The organism is Mucilaginibacter sp. A3364 (genome assembly GCF_059690715.1).
Window position 1 is genome coordinate 432,029 of sequence record NZ_JCAWED010000002.1, and the last position, 22,199, is coordinate 454,227.

Annotated in this window: 20 protein-coding genes; 12 read left to right on the top strand and 8 right to left on the bottom strand. The window is 44.1% G+C overall.

What is annotated here, in order from left to right; translation table 11 throughout:
* Positions 1–2 precede the first annotated feature (2 nt).
* From AC59JT_RS14480 to AC59JT_RS14500, 5 genes are all read left to right on the top strand, one after another.
* Complete coding sequence (locus AC59JT_RS14480; RefSeq protein ID WP_497400128.1) at positions 3–1,226, top strand: phosphoribosyltransferase-like protein; 1,224 nt, start codon at positions 3–5, stop codon at positions 1,224–1,226.
* A gap of 148 nt (positions 1,227–1,374) precedes the next feature.
* The gene (locus AC59JT_RS14485; protein WP_497400130.1) at positions 1,375–2,454 is read left to right on the top strand and encodes a reverse transcriptase family protein; all 1,080 of its coding nucleotides are present in this window, start codon (positions 1,375–1,377) and stop codon (positions 2,452–2,454) included.
* A 23-nt stretch (positions 2,455–2,477) separates the two neighbouring features.
* Positions 2,478–2,993, top strand: a complete 516-nt coding sequence (locus AC59JT_RS14490; RefSeq protein ID WP_497400132.1) for a hypothetical protein — start codon at positions 2,478–2,480, stop codon at positions 2,991–2,993.
* Positions 2,994–3,362: 369 nt separating this feature from the next.
* Complete coding sequence (locus AC59JT_RS14495; RefSeq protein WP_497400134.1) at positions 3,363–4,070, top strand: TlpA family protein disulfide reductase; 708 nt, start codon at positions 3,363–3,365, stop codon at positions 4,068–4,070.
* Positions 4,071–4,157: 87 nt separating this feature from the next.
* Entirely contained in the window at positions 4,158–4,676 is a 519-nt protein-coding gene (locus tag AC59JT_RS14500) for a GNAT family N-acetyltransferase (RefSeq protein WP_497400136.1), read from the top strand.
* Positions 4,677–4,823: 147 nt separating this feature from the next.
* Here the strand turns inward: AC59JT_RS14500 and AC59JT_RS14505 are convergent, their stop codons facing one another.
* Entirely contained in the window at positions 4,824–5,591 is a 768-nt protein-coding gene (locus AC59JT_RS14505; RefSeq protein ID WP_497400138.1) for a GDSL-type esterase/lipase family protein, read from the bottom strand.
* Between the two features lie 86 nt (positions 5,592–5,677).
* The gene (locus AC59JT_RS14510) at positions 5,678–6,661 is read right to left on the bottom strand and encodes a pyruvate dehydrogenase complex E1 component subunit beta (protein WP_497400140.1); all 984 of its coding nucleotides are present in this window, start codon (positions 6,659–6,661) and stop codon (positions 5,678–5,680) included.
* Positions 6,662–6,782: 121 nt separating this feature from the next.
* On the opposite strand from AC59JT_RS14510, the gene AC59JT_RS14515 reads away from it, so the two are divergent.
* Positions 6,783–8,660, top strand: a complete 1,878-nt coding sequence (locus AC59JT_RS14515) for a DUF4153 domain-containing protein (protein WP_497400142.1) — start codon at positions 6,783–6,785, stop codon at positions 8,658–8,660.
* Between the two features lie 34 nt (positions 8,661–8,694).
* Here AC59JT_RS14515 and AC59JT_RS14520 read toward each other — a convergent pair whose 3' ends face one another.
* From AC59JT_RS14520 to amaB, 3 genes are all read right to left on the bottom strand, one after another.
* A complete protein-coding gene (locus AC59JT_RS14520; protein ID WP_497400144.1) occupies positions 8,695–9,081 on the bottom strand; it encodes a hypothetical protein in 387 nt (128 codons plus the stop codon).
* 4 nt (positions 9,082–9,085) lie between these two features.
* Positions 9,086–10,729, bottom strand: a complete 1,644-nt coding sequence (locus AC59JT_RS14525) for a S8 family serine peptidase (RefSeq protein WP_497400146.1) — start codon at positions 10,727–10,729, stop codon at positions 9,086–9,088.
* A gap of 101 nt (positions 10,730–10,830) precedes the next feature.
* Complete coding sequence (gene amaB, locus AC59JT_RS14530) at positions 10,831–12,372, bottom strand: L-piperidine-6-carboxylate dehydrogenase (RefSeq protein ID WP_497400148.1); 1,542 nt, start codon at positions 12,370–12,372, stop codon at positions 10,831–10,833.
* A 239-nt stretch (positions 12,373–12,611) separates the two neighbouring features.
* Between amaB and AC59JT_RS14535 the strand changes: the two genes are divergently transcribed.
* The 6 genes from AC59JT_RS14535 (at position 12,612) to AC59JT_RS14560 (ending at position 19,916) form a co-directional block, all read left to right on the top strand.
* Positions 12,612–14,015 carry a tetratricopeptide repeat protein gene (locus tag AC59JT_RS14535; protein WP_497400150.1) on the top strand — a complete coding sequence of 468 codons (1,404 nt, stop codon included), beginning with the start codon at positions 12,612–12,614 and terminating at the stop codon, positions 14,013–14,015.
* A gap of 93 nt (positions 14,016–14,108) precedes the next feature.
* Positions 14,109–14,870, top strand: coding sequence for a phosphosulfolactate synthase (locus AC59JT_RS14540; protein ID WP_497400152.1), 762 nt, complete (start codon positions 14,109–14,111; stop codon positions 14,868–14,870).
* Positions 14,871–15,225: 355 nt separating this feature from the next.
* Positions 15,226–16,674 carry a circularly permuted type 2 ATP-grasp protein gene (locus tag AC59JT_RS14545; protein WP_497400154.1) on the top strand — a complete coding sequence of 483 codons (1,449 nt, stop codon included), beginning with the start codon at positions 15,226–15,228 and terminating at the stop codon, positions 16,672–16,674.
* 83 nt (positions 16,675–16,757) lie between these two features.
* The gene (locus tag AC59JT_RS14550; protein ID WP_497400156.1) at positions 16,758–17,693 is read left to right on the top strand and encodes an alpha-E domain-containing protein; all 936 of its coding nucleotides are present in this window, start codon (positions 16,758–16,760) and stop codon (positions 17,691–17,693) included.
* Positions 17,694–17,781: 88 nt separating this feature from the next.
* Complete coding sequence (locus AC59JT_RS14555) at positions 17,782–18,771, top strand: transglutaminase family protein (RefSeq protein WP_497400158.1); 990 nt, start codon at positions 17,782–17,784, stop codon at positions 18,769–18,771.
* 398 nt (positions 18,772–19,169) lie between these two features.
* A complete protein-coding gene (locus AC59JT_RS14560) occupies positions 19,170–19,916 on the top strand; it encodes a hypothetical protein (RefSeq protein ID WP_497400160.1) in 747 nt (248 codons plus the stop codon).
* Between the two features lie 47 nt (positions 19,917–19,963).
* Here AC59JT_RS14560 and AC59JT_RS14565 read toward each other — a convergent pair whose 3' ends face one another.
* The 3 genes from AC59JT_RS14565 to AC59JT_RS14575 are packed head-to-tail and all read right to left on the bottom strand — an operon-like array spanning position 19,964 to position 22,112.
* Positions 19,964–20,461 (bottom strand): peroxiredoxin family protein, encoded by a 498-nt coding sequence (locus AC59JT_RS14565; protein WP_497400162.1) that lies wholly within the window; start codon positions 20,459–20,461, stop codon positions 19,964–19,966.
* Between the two features lie 25 nt (positions 20,462–20,486).
* Positions 20,487–21,503 (bottom strand): Gfo/Idh/MocA family oxidoreductase, encoded by a 1,017-nt coding sequence (locus tag AC59JT_RS14570; RefSeq protein ID WP_497400164.1) that lies wholly within the window; start codon positions 21,501–21,503, stop codon positions 20,487–20,489.
* 60 nt (positions 21,504–21,563) lie between these two features.
* Positions 21,564–22,112, bottom strand: coding sequence for a DUF4142 domain-containing protein (locus tag AC59JT_RS14575; RefSeq protein ID WP_497400166.1), 549 nt, complete (start codon positions 22,110–22,112; stop codon positions 21,564–21,566).
* Positions 22,113–22,199: the final 87 nt, after the last annotated feature.

Sequence of the window (22,199 nt, forward strand, 5' to 3'; positions counted from 1 at the left end):
TAATGGATATCGAGGAAATCATAGAGTGTTTTTCTGAGGAAATAGATTTAGTTAGCAGAAAATTATACTATACTAAATCAGATAAGGCTATTTTAAAATGGTTGCAGAATTTTGAAAATGATGATTGGTTATACGCACTAGAGATTTTGCAAAATATCTATTTTGTAAGTGAAGGGGACTTATACGCTGAGTGCGATAATATGATAGATAACTTACTGAAAGAAGTTGATCAAGAAAAACATATCTATTTTAACGCAATTGCGAAGTATGGTAAAAGCGCAACGCTTTTAACGTATTACATGGAAAAATCCAAAATATTTAGGAGATTGATGGATTCCGGTAAGGCAACTTACTTGGTTACTAAAAACGACCTTGAGAAGACTGTTTATAATGAGAATAGTGTAATTGTTTTTTTTGATGATTTTTTTGGAACTGGGGGATCTTTCAAAAGCCATTACAAGGAATTTCTGAAACTATCTGACACTTCGGCAAGCTTGGTAAGTGATACTTACAGTATCTGCATTTACTACATGAGTAGCGCAGAATCTCACATATTACAAGACTTTCCTAATGTTAAAATCAGGGGAAAAATTCATGATAAAATTTTTGGATACAACCCAAATCATTTTACTACTACCTCTATTTGCGACAAGCTAAAGAAAATCTCTCATGACTACGCAGCAAAAAAATTTTTATTCACCGGACGATCTAGAAGTCATAATTTGGGGTACAAAGATTCCGAAGCATTAATTAGCTTTGCATATTCTCCTCCGAATAATACAATACCAATAATCTGGTCAGCAAAATCTAACTGGACTCCTTTGCTGCCTAGGGATATTGACGAGGTTTTAGCGGCAAATAATCGCTTCAGAGAAGAATTAGCGTTCGCAGCCTCTAGGCTCGAGTTAAATATCCCTAACGAAATCCAGCTTGGCCATGGAAATTCGAAAAAAAAATTTATTGTATTTGGGTTGCTCCGATTAATAAACAAAAGCTATGCGTTGCCTATAATCGCAAAAAAACTGGGAGTATTAAGTCAAGACCTAGACCATTACATTGAAATTGCAAGACAAATGAAGTTAATTGATATTGAAAACCGATTGACTGCGGAGGGAAAATTGCAACTTGAAAAAGTTATTGAACATATAAAAACATTAAAAAAGGAAGAAAAAAGAGTTTTCAATTTTGCAGATGTTGATTACTTTCCAAAAAAATTCTCTGGGTAATGAAATGGTTGTATAATTAGCGTATTAATAACTTATGTTATTTGCTCGGTATCATTAGGACTGGGTTCCGTTGAAGTATCTTATTATATAAGAGATATTTATGTTGTATTTAATTTATGACTTTCTGTATTTAGCGTAATTAGCAATCATGGAGTTATCCAGGGAATTTTTTGAAAAAAATAAAGCCTTAGGTAGAAATCCAATCTTAATCGACCAGCTAGAATCTTATGCTGGAAAATTATTAGAGAAGGAGCTTCCTGTTATATTTTCACCCCAACATTTAGCGTTAATGATGGGGATTCGGTATGACATCCTAAACCTATTATTAGAAAATAGGCAAACACATTATATTGAATTTGGCATAAAAAAACGGCAAGGTGGAATACGGTATGTCATGGCACCTTCTGACGAAATTAAAGCTGTACAATATTGGATAAAAAAATACATTTTAGACAATTTAAAATTTCCTCAATATGTTACTGCGTATCAACATGGTAAATCAATTGTAGATAACGCCAAACCTCATGTCAATCAGGAATTGGTTATGAAGTTTGATTTAAAAAACTATTTTGACTCTATAAGTGAAGCTCGCGTATATGGCCTATTTAGAATAATAGGCTATAGCAAAGCGGTGTCGGTTGATTTAGCAAAAGCGTGTTGCGTTGCTCCTACTGAAACTCATAAAATGCGTCTGAAAAAGATGAATATATCGCCTGAACTTTACAGTCAACATATAAACTTTTTACCACAAGGAGCCCCAACTAGTCCTGCAATTTCCAACTTAGCAGCCTTTAGAATTGATATTAGGCTAAATGAATATGCTACAAAAAATGGGTATAGTTACACCAGATATGCCGACGACTTAACATTTTCCGGGCCCGTAAAAAAAAAATTAAAAAGAAGTGTAATAAAAAAGATAATTGAAGAAGAGCAGTTTAAACTCAACGAAAGAAAAGGTAGTTATAGAACGCGTGCTAACAGACAAATGGTCACTGGTTTAAATGTTAACGAGGGTGTTACTATTGGAAAAAAGTTTCGAAGAAACATAGAAACGCATTTGCATAACTGTATCAGCTTTGGGCCTTATCAAAATTTAAATAAAATGGGGCTTGGTTACAAGACTAACTACAGAGAGTGGTTACTTGGTAACATACTTTACATAATCTCGGTGCATCCTACTCAGGGTTTAAGAATGAAACACAAATTTGATAAAATTAACTGGCTTTAAAAGCCCACCTTAAACCCCACCTCATGAAAAAGATCGTTATCCTTTTATTTATACTAATTGCCGGCACTGTTGTAACGGTGCAGGTATTTAATTGGTATAATTCCACCCACGTATTGAGTTCGCAGGCTGTATTCAGGATATACCTGGATGTTAAGGAAGATGAGGTAGACGACTTTTTCGGCGCGGAAAAAGGCACGTTCGACCCGGCCAGACATACCATAATTTGCCAGGTACCCATCCTGGGTAGATCCAGCACCACCAAGACCGTAAGTGTACATTTAGCTTCGGACGGTATAAACTGCGACAAAGGATACGACCGCCGGCAAGACTATAAGTTTGACAGAAAGGACCTGGAAGGCAATGATTTTAGGGTAATGCTTGTAAAAAACAATATAGCGGGTGGATTTTTTGATCCGGATGAATCTGTATATCGCATGCTTATCCTTAAATCAAAATATATAACTGCAGAGTATAGCGGTGGTAAAATTAATACGATTGTTGTGAAGAGAGATAGCACGTATAATCCCTGTGCAAAGTAAAATGCAGGTGGGGTTATCCACACGGGCGCGGGTATGCAGGGCAGATAGAAGTATGGCGCATAAACCCCTCCCCGCTTTTGCGCACATGGCTTGCCGCACCCCTCCCGGGGGAAGGAGTTTTTGGGCTTTGTGCGTCGGCTCGCGTTAGTGATAGTAGCGGATACCGGCCGGCGAGGGCCTCAGCGCGGGCGCCGCGACTAAGGCTTCGTGCAGTATAAGCGGATAGCACGGGCCGCAGGCAACGCCATTATTTTTGAGAACTAGTAGCTAGTATCAAGCAGCTGGATTGCTTGCCGTTTTCGATAAACTTAATTTTGCACTGCCAACAACAAACGCCTATATTGCGCTACCCCAAACCTTATGTGTGCAATGAAGAAACTGATTTTTATTTCGTGCTTTTTAGTATTGACGGCCATGTATGCGCGCGCTCAAAACAACCGACCGGTGGCTAACGTGAATTCGGTAGTGGTGGATTCGAGCGGGATGAAGTACCCGGCTTTTGTGTGGCAAAAAATGGTGCAAAGCGGCGATTACTGGCTCAGGCCGGTTTACCCTACGCAGGCCGATACGCATTTTTTACTGGTGCCTTTTACCCAGGCCCAAAAAGAGGCCAACTATGCCCGCTGGCCTAAACCGGCCGAGAGCACCTTTTTTAAAACGGGCGACAAGATAAAACCTTTTAAGATACGCGACATTACGGGCAAAAAAATTGAGGCTAAAGACTGGGCGGGCAAAACGCTGGTTTTTAATTTCTGGTTTATTGGCTGCCCGCCCTGCCGCGCCGAGATACCCGAGCTTAACCGCATTGCCTTGAAATACAAGGACGACCCGAATGTGATATTCGTTGGTTTCGCGCTTGACGCGGAGGAGGATATTAAGGAGTTTACGGTTAAAAACCCTTTCGGCTACCGCCTGGTGAGCAACGCGCAATGGTTTGCCGGTCTGTTTAAAATTAACCTGTACCCTACCAACGTGGTTATTGATAAAACCGGTGCCGTGCGGCTACACTATGTTAGCGCCCCGCTACACGGCGGTTATTGGATCGACAAAACGATCAAAGAGAGCGCCGCCCTGTAATAACCAAAGTTTAGCCGTAGCGCGTTTACATAACATTTGCGTAATTAGCCCCGATGAAGTATTATTGACGCGTATACAGTTAAAGGCATGAATTATACTTTTAGACAGGCTACTTTAGGCGAAACCGGGCAGATATGGCCAATTTTAGAAGCGGCCATAGCGCGTCGCAAGGCCGACGGCAGCCTGCAATGGCAGGATGGCTACCCCAACCCCGATGTTATTAAACGCGACATTGAGCGCGGCTGCGGCTTTGTACTGCTGCATGATGACACCATAATTGGCTACACCGCCATTATGATCAATGATGAACCCGAATACGCCAAAATTAAAGGCCAATGGCTAAGCACGGGCGATTTTGTGGTGCTGCACCGCGTAGCTATTGCCCCGGCCTGGCTGGGCAAAGGCCTGGCCCGGCAGATCATAACGTTTGTGGAAGCCTATGCCCTTAGCCAAAACATATACAGCGTAAAAGCTGATACCAATTTTGACAATGCGCCCATGCTGCACCTGTTTGAAAAACTGGGCTATACCTACTGCGGCGAGGTATATTTTAGAGGCAGCGCCCGCAAAGCTTTTGAAAAGGTATTGAGCGACAGCAATGCCTGACGCACCTAATAAAACGCGCCATAAACACCCTGCTGACAAAACAGTGTCACCAAAAAATTCAAGCACCTGATAAACAGCGCTGTAGCGCTGCTACACCAGGTGTAGCGGTGTAGCGTGCTACGCATACGGCGCTACACTGCGCCGCCTTTACTTCAGCGCTTTCATGATGGCTTTTCCCCAGAACTCGCCCAGGGCTTCGGCGCCTTTTTGATTGGGGTGCAGATAAAATATGCCTGCGGGACCACGCTCAACCTGGTGGTCGGTTTTATAGTTTTTCTTGAAATAGTCGAAGGCCTTGGTATCGCCCACGAAAACCTGGTTGGGGTTGCTGGTTTTATAGCTCTTCACCACGGCATCTATTATGGGGATGTAGGATTGGAGTCGGTTAAGGCCATCTTGCAGGTACATCGAGCCGTTTTGGGTGCTGGGGCTGTACCATAGCGGATGGTGGATTACAATTTTACAGTTGGCAAAGTTGCGGAGTAATTCGTTAATGATGGTTTTCAGATTCAGCTCATAATCCGTCACCGAAACGGGGGAACCGTGGGGGCCTTTCATGGCGCTATCGTTAGTACCAATTTTAATGCTAAAAACCAGCTGAGCATCCTGGTTGCTGAAGGCTCGCGCGGCGGCTTGTGCAGCGTTTAACGCAGCTGTGCCCGGCACCCAATCAAGCGTGGTGTAGCCGCTGTGGCCCTGGTTGCTGTAATCTACCATACCGATATTGCTTTGGGCTTTGATGTAAGCCGCGGCAATGGCAGGCGGGGCTTGGGTTTGGCGGTCGGAAAGGCCGGCGCCGTAAGTTATGCTGTTACCTATGAAAACCAGGTTAACATCTTTACGTTGGGCAAAGGCTGCAATGGTATTTAACAATAAAACTGCGATGAGCAGCGCGGTGGTTTTCCTGATATTCATAAAGGCATATTTTGGTTATGCAATTTGCACAAAAAAAGCCCCCGAACAATCGGGGGCTTTAATATTTTTATTGGGGAGGCGATGGGTTACTTGGTAACGTACATCACTTCTTTTACCGCTTTAACAACGCGCTCGGCATTTGGCAGGTATTCTTGTATCAGGGTTGGTGCGTAAGGCAGGGGCACGTCGCCACCCATGATGCGCAGTATTGGGGCATCAAGGTAGTCGAAAGCGTCTTTTTGTACCTTGAACGCGATCTCGGTAGCGATAGAGCCCAGTGGCCAGCTTTCTTCAACCAGTACCAAACGGTTGGTTTTCTTAACGGAAGCTATAACGGTATCATAATCAATCGGGCGAACGGTACGCAGGTCGATCACCTCGGCGCTGATGCCTTCTTTTTCCAGATCGGCAGCGGCAGCATTAACCACTTTCATTATTTTACCGAAACCGACCAGGGTTACATCGGTACCTTCGCGGGTTACGGCGGCTTTGCCTATCGGGGTGTAATAAGTTTCTTCAGGAACAAGGCCTTTATCGCCATACATCAACTCCGACTCCATAAAAATTACCGGATCGGGATCAATGATTGCCGATTTCAATAAACCTTTGGCATCGGCAGGGTTTGATGGTACAACCACCTTTAAGCCCGGGCAGTTGGCATACCAGTTTTCAAAACACTGGCTGTGCTGCGAGCTTAACATACCCGCGTTACCGGTTGGGCCACGGAAAACAATCGGTACCGAAAACTGGCCACCACTCATTGACATGATCTTGGCAGCGCCGTTTATCACCTGGTCAATAGCCACCAGCGAGAAGTTGAAGGTCATGAACTCGATGATGGGTTTTAAACCATTCATGGCCGAGCCTATGCCTATACCGGCAAAACCTAATTCAGAGATTGGTGTATCAATAACGCGTTTAGCGCCAAACTCGTCAAGCATACCCTGGCTAACTTTGTAGGCACCGTTATACTCGGCAACCTCTTCGCCCATCAGGTATATATTCTCATCATTGCGCATCTCCTCCTGCATTGCTTCTCGAAGTGCTTCTCTGAATTGTATTTCTCTCATCGTTATTATAGTAAATGATGTTTTTTGGAAGCGCAAATATAAGCACTAATGTGTTAAATGCAATTTGTGAGCCGCTAAGGCATAAGGTTTTTACATCTAAAGCTTAAAATAGTTACATTAGATGGATATTAAACCTGAGCACATGAAGTTTCCATCCATAAAAAACCTGGCCGAAGGCGCCATAAATACCGTTAAACGCTTTCCTATCGAGATACTATTTGCGCTTACCGGCACTATCGCGGCTACTGTTAATGTCGAACTAACCAACATCAACCCCGTTGCTGAAAGCTGGTGCATACGCATTATCATGATGGCTAACCTGGGCTTACTGCTTAGCTTGGCGGCTACGTTGTATACGGGCAGCCATAAATTTAGTAAGGGTAAAACATGGGGCATCAAAGGAGCAGCCATCGTGTTAGCAATTTTATTGCTATTGCTGATAGATCCCAACCGCACGCAATCCGACTGGATACGGTTTTTCCTGCTTAGCCTGGCCTTTCACCTCGTGGTTGCCTATGCGGCGTATACCGGTAAAGGGCATGTACAGGGTTTTTGGCAGTTTAATAAAACGTTGTTTCTGCGGATCTTAACCAGCGCGTTATATAGCGCGGTACTTTTTGGCGGACTGGCCGCGGCATTGGGCGCTGTTAACCTGCTGTTTAATGTGACTTTTGAAGACGACACATTTATAATTTTATGGTTGTGGATAGTAGGTATGTTCAATACCGTGTTTTTCCTGGCGGGAGTACCATCCGGCTACGTTGAACTGGATGCCGATACCACCTACCCCAAAGGCCTTAAGGTTTTTACGCAGTTTGTGTTGATACCTTTGGCCACCATTTACCTGGCTATACTACTGGCCTACGAAGCTAAAATTTTAATACAATGGAACTTACCGAAGGGGTACGTATCCTACCTCATTTTAGGCTATGCAGTATTCGGCATATTATCTCTCTTGCTGGTTTATCCCATCCGCGAGCACGAGGAGAACAAATGGCTCAAAACCTTCGCGCGCAGCTTTTACTTTCTGTTACTGCCTTTGTTGGTGTTGCTTTTTGTAGCGGTAGGTACGCGCGTATTTGAATACGGTATTACCGAGCAACGTTACTTTTTAATAGCCCTGGCACTGTGGCTGTTATTTATATCGATATACTTTTTGTTATTTAAGAAGCAGAACATCAAGCTCATCCCCATCTCGCTATCCATCATTACGCTGATATCGGTTTACGGGCCACAAGGGGCATTCTCGGTATCACAGTATTCGCAAACGCGGATATTGGTGAATATCTTTAAAAAACATAAAGCCTTTAAGGATGGCAAGCTGGTAAAGGTCACCAAAATTGATTCGGCTGATGCCGCCAATGCGGTAGATAAACTGGATTATCTGATCAAACAACACGACCTCGTATCACTTCAACCCTATATTGATAAAGATCTAAAAGCGGTAAGCGATTCTATAGCCCAAATTAAAGGCACTTACCGCACCTATACAACGCTTAACCGTTATGAACAGCGGCAGAAAAAATTGAGCTGGATAATCAATTATCTAGGGTTAAAACAGTACGCCAACAGATATGACGCTATAGTAGTGTTACAAGACCACTATCAATTTAATACTAACAATTTGATCGATATAAAAGGATACGATTACCTGGCCGACGTTAATGAAGCAGATACTACAAAATTTAACGGTATTCATATCGAGCGTAAAGTGGTTGATGATACACAACTTATGCTAAAGGTTGATAAGGATCTCTTTATATTCAAAGACAACCAATTGGCAGATAGCCTGTTAAAGACACCTCATCTGTCTAAATATTTAGTTGACAGCAACGCCCACAAATATATAGTGCCGCCTGATATGTTAACTTTAACACAGCAAGGCAAAAAGTACAGCGTTAAGCTGATCATTGATAACTTTTCATTCGATAAAACCGGCAAAGAAAAAGTAAGACCGATGTATGTTTCGGGAGTATATCTGATCAAAAAGATCAAGTAACAAAAAAGCGGGCTTTAGGCCCGCTTTTTTGTTATCAGTTAATTTTAATTACCGATGATTTTTGTTCTGTTGGCGAAAAGCTGACTTTTCCAACTATGTTAAAAGTGTTTTTTCCGGTTGGTATAATCCGTACAGATAAAGTAGCATCCCTTGGCAAAGTTGGATATTTTTTAAAAACATCGGCAGTAGGCGTTAATACATAATTACAGTCATCAAGCCATTTTACTTTAAAAGTAGTAGGAACTTTTGCATTGTCATAATATTCAAGCTGTGTTTCCTTAAACCTCTTTATGATGGTAGTTTTACCTTTATAAACCATTTTAAAGGTGCCGGTTTTAAAATTCTTACAATCAACATTCTGAGCGTTAACCGTTAGCGAAAAAAACATCACGGCAACAAAAAACATTAAACAAATTTTCATCCTATTATTTCGCCTTCCTATCGCCTTTTAACTTACTGGCCAGTTGCAATGCTTTAGCGGCATTTACTATACCACCGGTTTTGCTCAGGCTGCTAAACTCAACCTTTTCGGTTTTGCTGCCGGGTTTTAAAGTTAAGGTACCGGCAGGCAGCGGCGTAGCCGAACCCATTATTACCTGTTTTAGTTGCAGGGCGCTCAGGTTTGGATAATACTCCAAAACCAAAGCAGCAATACCTGCTACAATAGGCGAGGCAAAGCTTGTACCATCGGCAGTGTTAAACTCTTCATCTTTATCTATTGATGTTACTTTGGCACCCGGTGCAAAAACGTCTACATTTTTTTTGCCGTAGTTGCTGAAAGTCGCCGCCAGTTCATCGCCAATTTTAGCGCCCGATGCGCCAACGTTGATCACGTTAGGCATATCGGTAACGGTACCATCTTCAAAAGTATCGCTCGGGAATTGCGGGGTTACATCAACATCCTGGTTATCATTGCCCGATGCCTGTACCAGCAATACATCTTTTGACGCGGCATATTTAAAGGCAGCATCAACCCAATCTTTATGTGGCGATATTTTTTTACCGAAGCTCATGTTAATGATCTTGGCACCGTTATCAACCGCGTAGCGTATCGCGTTAGCAATATCTTTATCATACTCATCGCCGTTAGGCACAGCTTTAATACCCATCAGGCGCACGTTATCGGCTACGCCATCAATACCATATTTATTACCACGTACAGCCGCTATTAAACCCGATACGCCTGTACCGTGTGATGCGTCAGGAAACTTGATCAGGTTGCTGCCGTAAGCTTTACCATCCTGCACATTCGGGTCATCGCCAACAATATTTTTGCGCGAGTTCAAATCGGGATTAACGTCGTTATTCAGCTTCTCCATGTATTGGGCAAGCTCTTTAATTACTTTACCGTTATCGCCGTCAACCTGCTCAAACATTTGCATCCATATGCTTTTGCTTTGAATAAGGGTATCATTACTAGCTGTTAACTTTTCCAGGTCGGCTTTGGTGAAAGTGGCCGATGGGGCCAGTTTCAAGCCGCGTTTAATAAAGCCGCTGGTTACCATCAGGGCATTCATCATGGGTTGATACTGCTGCAGTTCTTCTGCCGATTTGGTAGTGGTAGCCACATAAGTATCTTTCACTTTTAACCAGTATGCGTACTCTTTTTCGCTACCGGCGGGGGCCGAAGTTTTACCTGCGTATTTATCTTTCAGGCGGTTAAACTCGCGTACCTCTTCGGTGGTTTCGGTATAATCGCATTTTCCACCCGGGCCGCCTAAAAAGTTCCAGCCATGTATATCGTCAATGTATCCGTTGTTATCATCATCCTTGCCGTTACCGGGAATTTCTTTGGTATTAACCCACAGGATAGGCTTCAAATCAGCCTGCGCGGTATCAACACCACTATCAATAGTAGCCACCACTACCGTTTTGCTTTTTTTGCCTTTAACCAATTGGTACGCATTATCCAGGCTGATACCGTAGTAACCGCTGGTTTTCAAATCAAGCGTATGCCAGTTTTTTGGCAATTCGGCCTCTGCTTTAGGGGCTTGTGCGGCAGCGCCAAAGCTTAATAATAAAGCCCCGCTTAAGGCAGAGCCAAAAAGGTAGTTGCGTATATTCTTCATCTGTATCATTTGTATCTATTTAAAATCTAATGTATTAAAATTATTTACCATCCAAACAATCCTCCCTCCCCCTCGGGGAGGCCGGGGTGAGGTCGCGGGGTTTAAAGGTCAAACTTTATCCCCTGCGCCAAAGGCAAACTGCTGGAGTAATTAATGGTATTGGTTTGCCGGCGCATGTATACCTTCCAGGCATCCGAGCCCGATTCGCGACCGCCTCCGGTTTCCTTTTCGCCACCAAATGCTCCCCCAATCTCGGCGCCCGATGTGCCAATGTTAACATTGGCAATACCACAATCGCTACCGGCAGAAGATAAGAACGCCTCAGCCTCGCGTAAATTGTTGGTCATGATGGCCGATGATAAACCTTGCGGTACATCATTCTGCATCGTGATAGCCTCATCAAGCGTGCTGTATTTTATGAGATATAAAATTGGGGCAAAGGTTTCATGCTGCACAATAATAAATTTATTCTGCACCTCGGCCACGCAGGGTTTTACGTAGCAACCCGAGGTATAATCGGCCCCGCCAAGCTTGCCACCTTCAACCACAAACCTGCCGCCTTCGGCTTTACATTTTTCGATGGCCTGCAGATAGGTATCAACCGCATGGGTATCGATCAGCGGGCCCATGTGGTTATTTTCATTCAGCGGGTCGCCAATACGTATCTGCCCGTAGGCCTTTACCAGTTTATCTTTAAAGTTATCGTATACACTTTCGTGGATGATGAGCCTGCGCGTAGTGGTACAGCGCTGCCCGGCAGTACCCACCGCGCCAAAAACAGCTCCTATCAGGGCCATATCCAGGTCGGCGTCAGGGGTAATGATGATGGCGTTGTTGCCACCCAATTCTAACAAACTGCGGCCCAACCTCGCCCCAACAGCAGCACTCACCGCTTTACCCATACGGGTTGAGCCGGTGGCTGATATTAGCGGCAGGCGGGTATCATTAGCCATAAGCTCACCAATCTCTTTATCACCAATAATCAGGCACGACACGCCTTCCTCGATCCCATTCGCTTTAAAAACTGAGGCAGCTATATGCTGACAGGCAATGGCCGTCAATGGCGTTTTCTCCGAAGGCTTCCAAACACAAACATCGCCGCAAACCCAGGCCAGCATGGCGTTCCAGCTCCATACCGCCACGGGGAAATTAAAGGCCGATATAATGCCTACCACACCCAGCGGATGGTACTGCTCATACATGCGGTGCTGCGGACGTTCGCTGTGCATGGTGAGGCCATACAACTGGCGGCTTAACCCAACGGCAAAATCGGCAATGTCTATCATTTCCTGCACCTCGCCCAGGCCCTCTTGCAGGCTTTTACCCATTTCGTAGGATACCAGCGTACCCAATTGCTGCTTGTTTTGGCGTAGCGCCTCGCCTATCTGGCGCACAATTTCGCCGCGTTTGGGTGCGGGGATGGCTCGCCAGGTTTTAAAGGCTTCCTGTGCTTGGGCAACTACTGTATTGCAATCATCGGCAGTAGCCATATTAACCGAGGCAATTAACTGACCATCTACCGGTGAGGTGATTTTCTTCACTGTAGCACCGTTGCTGCTGCCCCAATTTTGGCCCGTGCTGTAGGCCGGGTTATTGACATCTATATGTAAATGTTTGATGATCTCGGTAATATCCACGCGCATATTTCGTACTTTTGTTAAAGATAAAATCTTTTAGGGCAAACATCAACTCACCTCACAGCCCGCATTATTTTGCTTTGTATTCATAATCAATGCTTTGCAATATGCGATGTTAAAAATGTTTGTATGTTGAAAACTTAATTGCCTTAAAGGGGCTTTATTAGTGTAATTTAAACTCAGTTAAAAAGCTGCCTAAGCCATATAACTGCTTTAATAAACTATTGTTCTGCAAACATTACTGAATGGAAGAAGAATTTGAATTTGGGTTCTCCGAAGATCCAAAATTTTCGGTAGAACGGTACGAGGAGATGATCAGGAATCACGACCAGTACTTTTTTGATGCCCAGGCGTTTGAGAACATTATCGATTACTACATCGAAAAAAACGACCCCGCCAAGGCGCAACAGGTAGCAGAGTATGCCATTAACCAACACCCTTTTGCCGCCGTATTTTTAATTAAAAAAGCCCAGCTATTAGTGCTTACCAATCGTATTGGCGAAGCCTTTGAGGCGCTGGACAAAGCCGCCATGCTTGAGGCATCAGACGCGGATATATACATCATACGCGGTAATATTTATGAGAGCATGGAGCGTTTCCCCGAGGCTTTGGAGAACTACGAAAAAGCGCTTGACCTTGCCGAGGAAACCGACGAAATACTTTTACACATTGCCTACGTTTACCAAAACATGGGCGATTATGAAACATCGGTTACCTACCTTAAGCTTTGCTTAAAGCAAAACATGGAGAACCAGGATGCCCTGTACGAACTGGCTTTTTGCTATGACGTGCTCGACAACCAGGAAGAAAGCGTACAGTTTTATCAGCAATATATTGATAACGAACCCTACAGCTATGCCGCCTGGTATAACCTGGGCAACGCTTTTACCAAACTAAGCTTATTTGAAAAAGCGATAGACGCGTATGACTATGCCATCCTGATAAAAGACAGCTTTGCATCGGCCTATTTTAATAAAGGTAACGCCCTGGTTAACCTGGAGAAATATGCCGAGGCTATTGAGGTTTACCGCCATACTTTTGAGTACGAGCAGCCAAACGCCGATACCTATTGCGCTATTGGCGAATGCTACGAAAAGCTGGAGCAGATGGATGACGCGCGTGCCTTCTACAAAAAATCGGTTAAAATGGACCCGCAACTGGGCGATGCCTGGTTTGGTATTGGTGTGACACTTGATTTTGAAGAACGTTATTTTGAGGCCCTGCACTTTTACCGCAAGGCTTTAGGGCTTGATATTGCCAATGCCGACTATTGGTTTGCCATTGCCGATGCCGAGTACAAACTTGGCCATTTAGACGAGGCCGAACAAGCTTATGAAAAAGTGGTTGAACTTAACCCGCTGGATATTGATGCCTGGTTAGATTACTCATCTATTTTATATGAGCAGGAGCGTTTAATAGGCGCGATCGAGATCATGTCGCAAGCTATTAAAAACAACCCTGAGGCTGCCGAATTGTATTACCGCATGGTAGCTTACCTGTTTGCCAAAGGCGAATACAACGAAGCTTTAAGCTTTTTAGAGCAGGCCCTGGCTGCCGACCCCGAGAAGCATTATATACTATTTGAATACCTGCCACAACTGCAGGAAAATAAGATAATATTGGATATCATCAACCGCTACTCGAAGTAACGCGTGGCTGTTAACCTAAATTTAAACTAAAACATCTTTCGGTGTTTTAGTTTTTTTTATGACTTTTACAGCCGATATTACATTTTGCCTGATATGAATTATACCATCAACAACCTTCCAACCCGAATTGAAAAACCGCGTGACAGCGGCATGACCATGGTGATGGACAAAGGCCTTAGCCTAAGGCAGGTTGAAGATATGATAGAGGTTGCCGGTGTGTATACAGATATTGTGAAGCTGGGCTGGGCAACATCATACGTTACCCCAAATCTTGATCAAAAACTAAAATTATATAAGGATGCCGGCATACCGGTGTACTTTGGCGGCACCCTGTTCGAAGCCATGATCGTACGCGGGCAGTTTGATGACTACCGCCGCCTGCTGGATAAATACGAGCTGCAATACGCCGAAGTATCCGACGGTTCGATAGAGATACCGCACGAGGTAAAATGCTCTTACATTAAACAACTGGCTACACAGGTTACGGTAATATCCGAAGTTGGCTCAAAAGACGTGCAGAAGATCTTCGCGCCCTACAAATGGATCCAACTGATGCAGGCCGAGATAGACGCCGGATCATGGAAAGTAATTGCCGAAGCCCGCGAAAGCGGCAACGTAGGCATCTACCGCGATTCGGGCGAAGTGCGCCAGGGTTTGGTGGATGAGATCCTGACCCAGATACCTGAGCAAAAAATTATATGGGAAGCTCCTCAAAAAGCCCAGCAGGTATGGTTCATTAAACTGATAGGCTCCAACGTTAGCTTAGGCAACATTGCCCCTGCAGATATCATCCCTTTGGAAACCCTTCGCCTGGGTATCCGCAGCGATACTTTTGATCATTTCCTGGAGCAATAATCCCGGTTATTATTTCTTACATTTACTAAGCAGCAGGGCTTCGGCTTAAACCGAACCATTACCCCCCCTTTGCGCCCTGATCTTAAACATTTGCATGCTCCGGCTGTTGTGTTAATGTTTTTAGCCGATTTCATTTTTTATATGTTAGATAGTTAGGCATTAAACCTAGCTGCAAACGAATGCATTGAATAAAATATTGATGATTTTATGGATTAATTTCTATCACATTTATAAAATACATAACAAATAATTGCAAATACTTCAAAATAAACTTGCAATTATCATAAAACAGTTCATATATTTCACTTTTAAACAACAATAAATCGATAAGATTTAAAATTAACCCTAATTTTTAATGCAGGAATCAGCCTATTTTGATAATTATTCGCCCGAAAGCAATGTTTGGGATGAAATGTATGGCAGCGATTCCCGCGTTCGCGATCATTACCGCAAGGTAATTGATTATATCTCGCGCGAATCGGCCGACGACCTGAATAAAAAAGAAGAGCTGGCCAAACGCTTGTTTATGAGCCAGGGGATAACCTTTACCGTGTACAATAGCGGCGAGGGTATTGAAAAGATTTTCCCGTTTGATATCATCCCCCGCATCATCACCGCGTCCGAATGGGCTTTTATAGAGAAAGGTATAAAGCAGCGCCTAACCGCGTTGAACCATTTCCTGAAAGATATTTACCACAATCAGTTCATCATAAAAGATGGCATTGTGCCGATAGATATTATTTACTCGTGCCCACATTTTCTGCGCGAAATGTGGCAGGTAAACGTACCGCACGATATTTATGTACATATATCAGGCATTGACCTGATCCGTGATAACGACGGCACTTTTTACGTGTTGGAAGATAACCTGCGTACCCCATCGGGCGTGAGCTATATGCTGGAGAACCGCGAAATAACCAAACGCCTCTTCCCCGATCTGCTGCCGCAATGCGGCGTACGCAGCGTTACTGAGTATCCGTCCATACTCTATAAAAACCTAATGGCGCTATCGCCTCGCCAGATATCAAACCCTAACGTGGTATTGTTGAGTCCGGGCATTTACAACTCGGCTTATTTTGAGCATACTACGCTGGCCCGCCTAATGGGTGTTGAACTGGTAGAGGGCCGCGATTTGGTGGTGAACAACCACAAAGTATACATGAAAACCACCACCGGCCTGCAACAGGTTGACGTGATCTATCGCCGGGTGGATGATGATTACCTGGACCCATTGGTATTCAACCCATCAAGTATGTTGGGTGTGGCGGGCATTATGGGTGCTTACCGCAAAGGCAACGTGGCCATTGTAAACGCCATAGGTAACGGCGTAGCCGATGATAAGGCTATTTACACCTATGTGCCGGATATGATCAAATATTACCTCAACGAAGAGCCGATATTAAAGAATGTACCCACCTACCAGCTAGGCAATCCCGACGAACGCAAGCATGTGTTTGCCAACTTGAATAAAATGGTAGTGAAACGCACTAACGGCAGCGGTGGCTACGGCATGCTAATGGGCCATGCGGCAAGCGAGCAGGAGATAGATGACTACAAAAAAGAGATCATTAAAGAGCCTCGCAATTTCATCGCGCAGCCAACTATCAGTCTTTCTGCAGCGCCGTGCTACATGCAGGGGCAACTAACTCCAAGGCGTATTGACCTTAGGCCATATGCTCTTTGCGGCCCCGACGGCATTGAAATTGTACCGGGCGGTTTAACCCGCGTGGCTTTGAAAGAAGGCTCGTTGGTAGTAAACAGTTCGCAGGGTGGCGGTAGTAAGGACACGTGGGTGTTGGCGTAGCCGATAAGCAGATGTGCAAATGAATAATCAATCAAAAAATTAAATTCGAATCGAACATTCGACATTCGAAATAAAAAAAGCATATGCTTAGTAGAGTAGCAGCAAGTTTTTACTGGATGAGTCGGTACATTGAGCGTAGCGACGGCATGTTGCGCATGCTGAAGATAAACTACGCCTCATCGCAGGATACGATACAGGAGTTTACCTGGGAAACCGTTATCCGTATATACGCCGGGTTAGAGGAAGGCGAGAACGACTATTTTAATAATGATAGTCGCGCGGTGCTGAAGTATATGGTTACCGGCAAGGATAATTCCAATTCCATTATCAGCATCATTACCCAGGCGCGCGAAAACGCCCGTGGTGTGCAGGAACATATCCCCAAGGACCTATGGCAATGCCTCAATGAATATTACCATGCGGTAAAAGACAACAAGCTTGATCGTCAACTGCAACGCGAGGACCCGATAAGTGTGCTCGACGTACTGATAAAACAGGTAATGCTATATTACGGCACCGTGGAGATTACCATGGAACGCGGCGAGGCCCGTTGCTTTATGAATATTGGCAAATACCTGGAGCGCGCTATCCAGTCGGTTGATATTTTGGATACCAAATTTGGGTCGATAAGTGAAAATCCCGATCTGTTAACAGATACCACCTATTGGAAGCATTTGTTGCTATCATTAGGCGGCTATGAACTCTACCTGAAAACTTACCGCGAAGGATTTGAGGCCGAAAACGTATTAGAGCAGGTGGTTTTGAATAATGATTTCCCGCGCTCGGTAATTTACTCGGTAGGTAACATACAGCGTTATTTTGAGCGACTGAAAAGCGATGCCAATATGGATGATTTCCGCGAAATGTCGTTTAGAATAGGCAGGTTACAAAGTCGTATTAAATATAGTTCGGTGCGCAGTATAAGGCAGGAGGGTTTACACACTTTCTTAACCCAGATACGCGGCGAACTGTACGGTATAGGCACCGCCTTGAATGAATATTATTTTGCTAATAGCTAGCGATTTGAAAATTTAAAGATGTGCTGATTTAAAAATGATCACCCCCATCTTCAAATCCTCAAATCTTCAAATCAATAAATCATAGTCCATGCCCGAATTTCAGATACAACATACCACCAAATACCTGTATGATAGCCTTGTGCGCGACAGTGCGAACCAGATCATACTATTCCCGATACAGGATGAGTACCAGGATGTGATCAGGCAGGATCTGATCATTACGGGCAATCCATCGGTGGATACGCATACCGATTACTATGGCAACAAAGTGGGCGATTTTACCTACAGCGAACGACATAACGCGCTTATCATTACCACGCGCATGGTTGTGTCTACCAGTCACAGACCCTTGCCGGTAAATGATATTTTCCCCGCGCAACAATGGGAGGACCTGAAGCCATTGATGAACATGGTTCCGTTTATAGATTTTTTAAGGCAGGAGTATTTTGAAGGCTTGACCGAACTGGAAAAAATAGTAGAACAGGAACGCTCAAAAGATGACACTCCTTACCAGGTGGCCCTGCGTTTTTGTCAGTATGTGTATGATAATTTTGAATATATAAAGGGTGTAACCAGTGTTGAAACAACGCTGGATGAAATATGGAAAATCAAAGCCGGCGTGTGCCAGGATTTTGCGCACATACTAACCGAAATGCTGCGCCTGGTTAAAATACCGGCACGCTACGTAAGTGGTTATATATGCACCTACAAAAACGGCATGCGCGGCGAAGGTGCCACCCACGCCTGGGCCGAGGCTTACATCCCCGACTATGGTTGGCTGGGCCTCGACCCTACCAACAACTGCATAGCCAACGAAACACACGTACGTTTGGCTGTAGGCAGAAATTTCACCGATTGCTCGCCGGTTAAAGGGGTTTACAAGGGCGCGTCGGGGCATAAGCTGGAGGTATCGGTAACGGTAGATGATGACAACCCGAATATCAACCGCGAAACATCGGCGGCTACCGTTGATGTGATATCGGCACCAAGCCCGGCCAGTGCCAACGTGGTAACCAAAAACAGTTACCAGCGGTATATGGAAATGATACAGCAGCAGCAACAACAGCAGCAGCAATAAAAATATTGGCTTTAGGCCAGGCATTGTGAAGCTTTCTGTGACAGGATAGCGAAAAGAAAATACGTATTAACTGATCTTATTATTTTGATAAAGGGCGCTGCAAAAATGAGGATTTGCGGTTTAGGGAAGCTTACGGGCTTCTCTATCCCCTTTGTCATGCAAGTTGCAAACAGAAAATGTTGTCATTGCCAGCGTAGCGAAGCAATCGCACAGAGAAAAGCAGCAGACTTGCAAATTTCGCGATTGCCATGCTTCGCTCGCAATGACATATCTCATCCCCCCCTCTCTCCATCACACAATTGATACAATAGTTAGAAACACTGAAACGTATTTACGATGAATTGCATTGTTTTTTTGCGTATTGTTGTTACGCCTTATAAACTGGTAATCAAATCGTAATGAAAAATTTAAAATACACCTTGTTAGGTGCTGTAATTTTGTGGGCCAATACCTCCCTGGCTCAAAAAAAAGATTCGCTCAGGGTTTTGTTTGTTGGCAATAGCTACACCTATGTATCTAACATGCCGCATATGGTTCAGCTGATATCCGACAGTACAAATACCAAACTCATTACCCGTAAAAGCACTTTCGGTGGCTCCACATTAGCAAACCATTGGAATGGCGAAAAGGGCCTTAAATCAAAAGAACTGATCAAAAACGGGCATTTTGATATTGTGGTGATACAAGAACATAGTATGGGCCCAATCAGTAAACCCGATAGCTTTTTAGTTTATGCTAAAAAGTTTTGCGACCTGATAAAAGCAAGCGGAGCCAAACCGTACCTGTATGAAACATGGAATCGCAAAAAAACTCCTGAAACCCAAAAGATCCTCACCGAGATGTATACCAAAGCCGCCAAAGAAAACGGCGCCCAACTGGTGCGTGTAGGCGAAGCCCGCGAACTTGCCTTAAAGCAAAAACCCGAGCTGGAACTTTACCTGAAAGACGAAAGCCACCCATCGCCTCCGGCAGCATTATTAGCAGCGTGCATGTTTGTTAAGGCATTCACAGGTCAGATTCCACGCGGTTTACGCGACAGGTATATCATTAGCGATAAAAATAATGAATCAGTAATTTTGATGGAGTTTATAGAAAAGGATGAGGCCAAATTTGATTTGGGGATAGTGGAGCAGATGTATAAGTAATTGCCCTATATGTCATTTCTCCCGTTGGTCAAAATGACATATTTTTCTTACAACTGCACCTTTTTAACCGTAGGCAAAACATCATCCAACTCCGGCGATTTATCAAATGATTTTACCAGTTTGCCAGCTTTGTTAAATACCGCAATAAAAGGTGTGGTTTGTACCTGGTAATAACGCTGTACCAGGTAGTTTGGATATTCGGTACCCAGGGTAATGTTTTTGTACTTGCCTATCTCGTAATCGCGTTTAAAGTTGCGCAGCATGCCCATCCATGGATATTCGGTTTTGTTAAACGATATCATTACGATCTGCATGTTTTTGAATGCCGACATCTTGTTCTTCATCTGCAGTGTAAACTTCTGGCAATGCGGGCAATCCGGCGAAAAGTAGATCAGAATAACGGGCTTCCCTTTTTTCAGGTCGGCCCAGGTTTTATAGGTGCTATCGGCCTGCAAAATTTTGTAATGTGGTATTGCGGTTGGCGTTTGCGCCTGCGTGCAGCCAACAAATATGATCAGGCTAAAAAATAGAATCAGTTTTTTCATTGTCTTTATTAAATATAAAACGGGCCTACGCTTCCAGCATTTCCATCTGCCAGCTCATATGCTCTTCTGTTATCGGATATAACGCATTATCACGCAAAGCATGATATACCGCGTAAAATAAATTATTGTAATCGCCTTTTATGGCAGGTGTATATTCAATACTTTTTTCGCCATCGGCACCAATGGTTAACAGTTTGCCTTCGCCGCCAACGGGTTCAATGCCATAAGCGTCGTCGGTAGGCAGCATCTCGGCAATTAACTGGGCTTCCTGTACATCTAAACGATGCTTACTGTAGCTACCCACAGTGCCATGCACCACAAAGGCCGGTAAAGCATCGGGTATAAGCAAGCCCGATACCACATGCACCACCATCCCGTTAGGATATAATAAACGGAAGCTTACGTAATCCTCCACCTCCGACAGATCGCGCTGTATGGTGGTAATTTTATCGAATGATAGCGGTTTTCCAAACAAATGAATAACCTGGTCAATCAAATGCGGACAAAGTTCATAAACAATACCGTTTATAGGCGTGTCCTTAGTTTCTTTAAATGGTTTGGGATTAAGTTGAGGTTTATACCTATCGTACCTGAAAGTAGCCTCGGTTATCCGGCCCAGCCTGCCGCTTTCCACCACTTCCTTTACCGACAGGAAATCACTATCCCAACGGCGGTTTTGGTATGGGAAAACCATTTTACCGGCCTCGCGCGCCACATCGTACAGTTCTTTGATCTCGGCAACATTACCTGCAACAGGCTTTTCAACCAGCACGTGTTTACCAGCCCGTAAAGCCTGTTTGGCAAAATCAAAGTGGGTGAAATTTGGCGTGTTAACGATGATCAGTTCAATCTCGCTATCGTTCAATATCTCTTCAACCGAATTATAGCTGATAATATCCGGGTAGCGATCGGCCATTTTTTTCTGGCTGCGCTCAACCACTGCTTTTAATTTAAACTGTGGATTAGTACTTAAAAAAGGCGCGTGAAATACCCGGCCTGACATTCCGTAAGCTAATAAGCCGGCTACAATAGGTGTTGGCATGCTGATAGATGATTTTATGCTGCCAAGTTATGCTTTTAACAAGGCTTATGCAAAAGCAGCTTAGTTTTTGCTGTCGCGGATAGCATCAATGGCGTCAAGATGGCGCATCAGGTTAAGGGCGCTTCGGCGGGCAAACTTTTTAATGTCATTATCAAAACGGTGTTTCCCTGCATCAACAAATATATCTATGGCCTGCCGGTGTTCACCCACCATGTATTTAATGTAGGCCTGGTCAAACTGGGGGCCGGTCATTTTATCCAGTGAGTCTATATGCTGAAATTTAAACTCCGCGGGGGCGTCCATCAGCATTATTTTTTTTGAATGAGCAAGGGCGACCAGGCGGCTATCCAGCTTCATGTAATCCTTCACCATCATGGCGCCGAAGTTTTTTATCCGTTTGTCTGACCCTTTGTTAACGGCCAGCCGGCCCAAAGCAATCTCTCCATTCAAAAACAGGTCGGCATCAACTATAAATTTAGCATCGTCCGGATCTGCCACTAAGTTTACTTCCCGGCGGGGATTTTTACGTTCGGTTTCTTCTTCATTAATACACCCCGGCAAGCAACCAGTTACGATAAGACAAAGTATAATTAGGTGTAACTTTTTCATACAATCAGGGTCGTTTAGCAGGCTGCAATCAGTATATTCAGTACAGCAGCAATTAAAAATAAGCTTTATTAGTTTAATTAATTATTG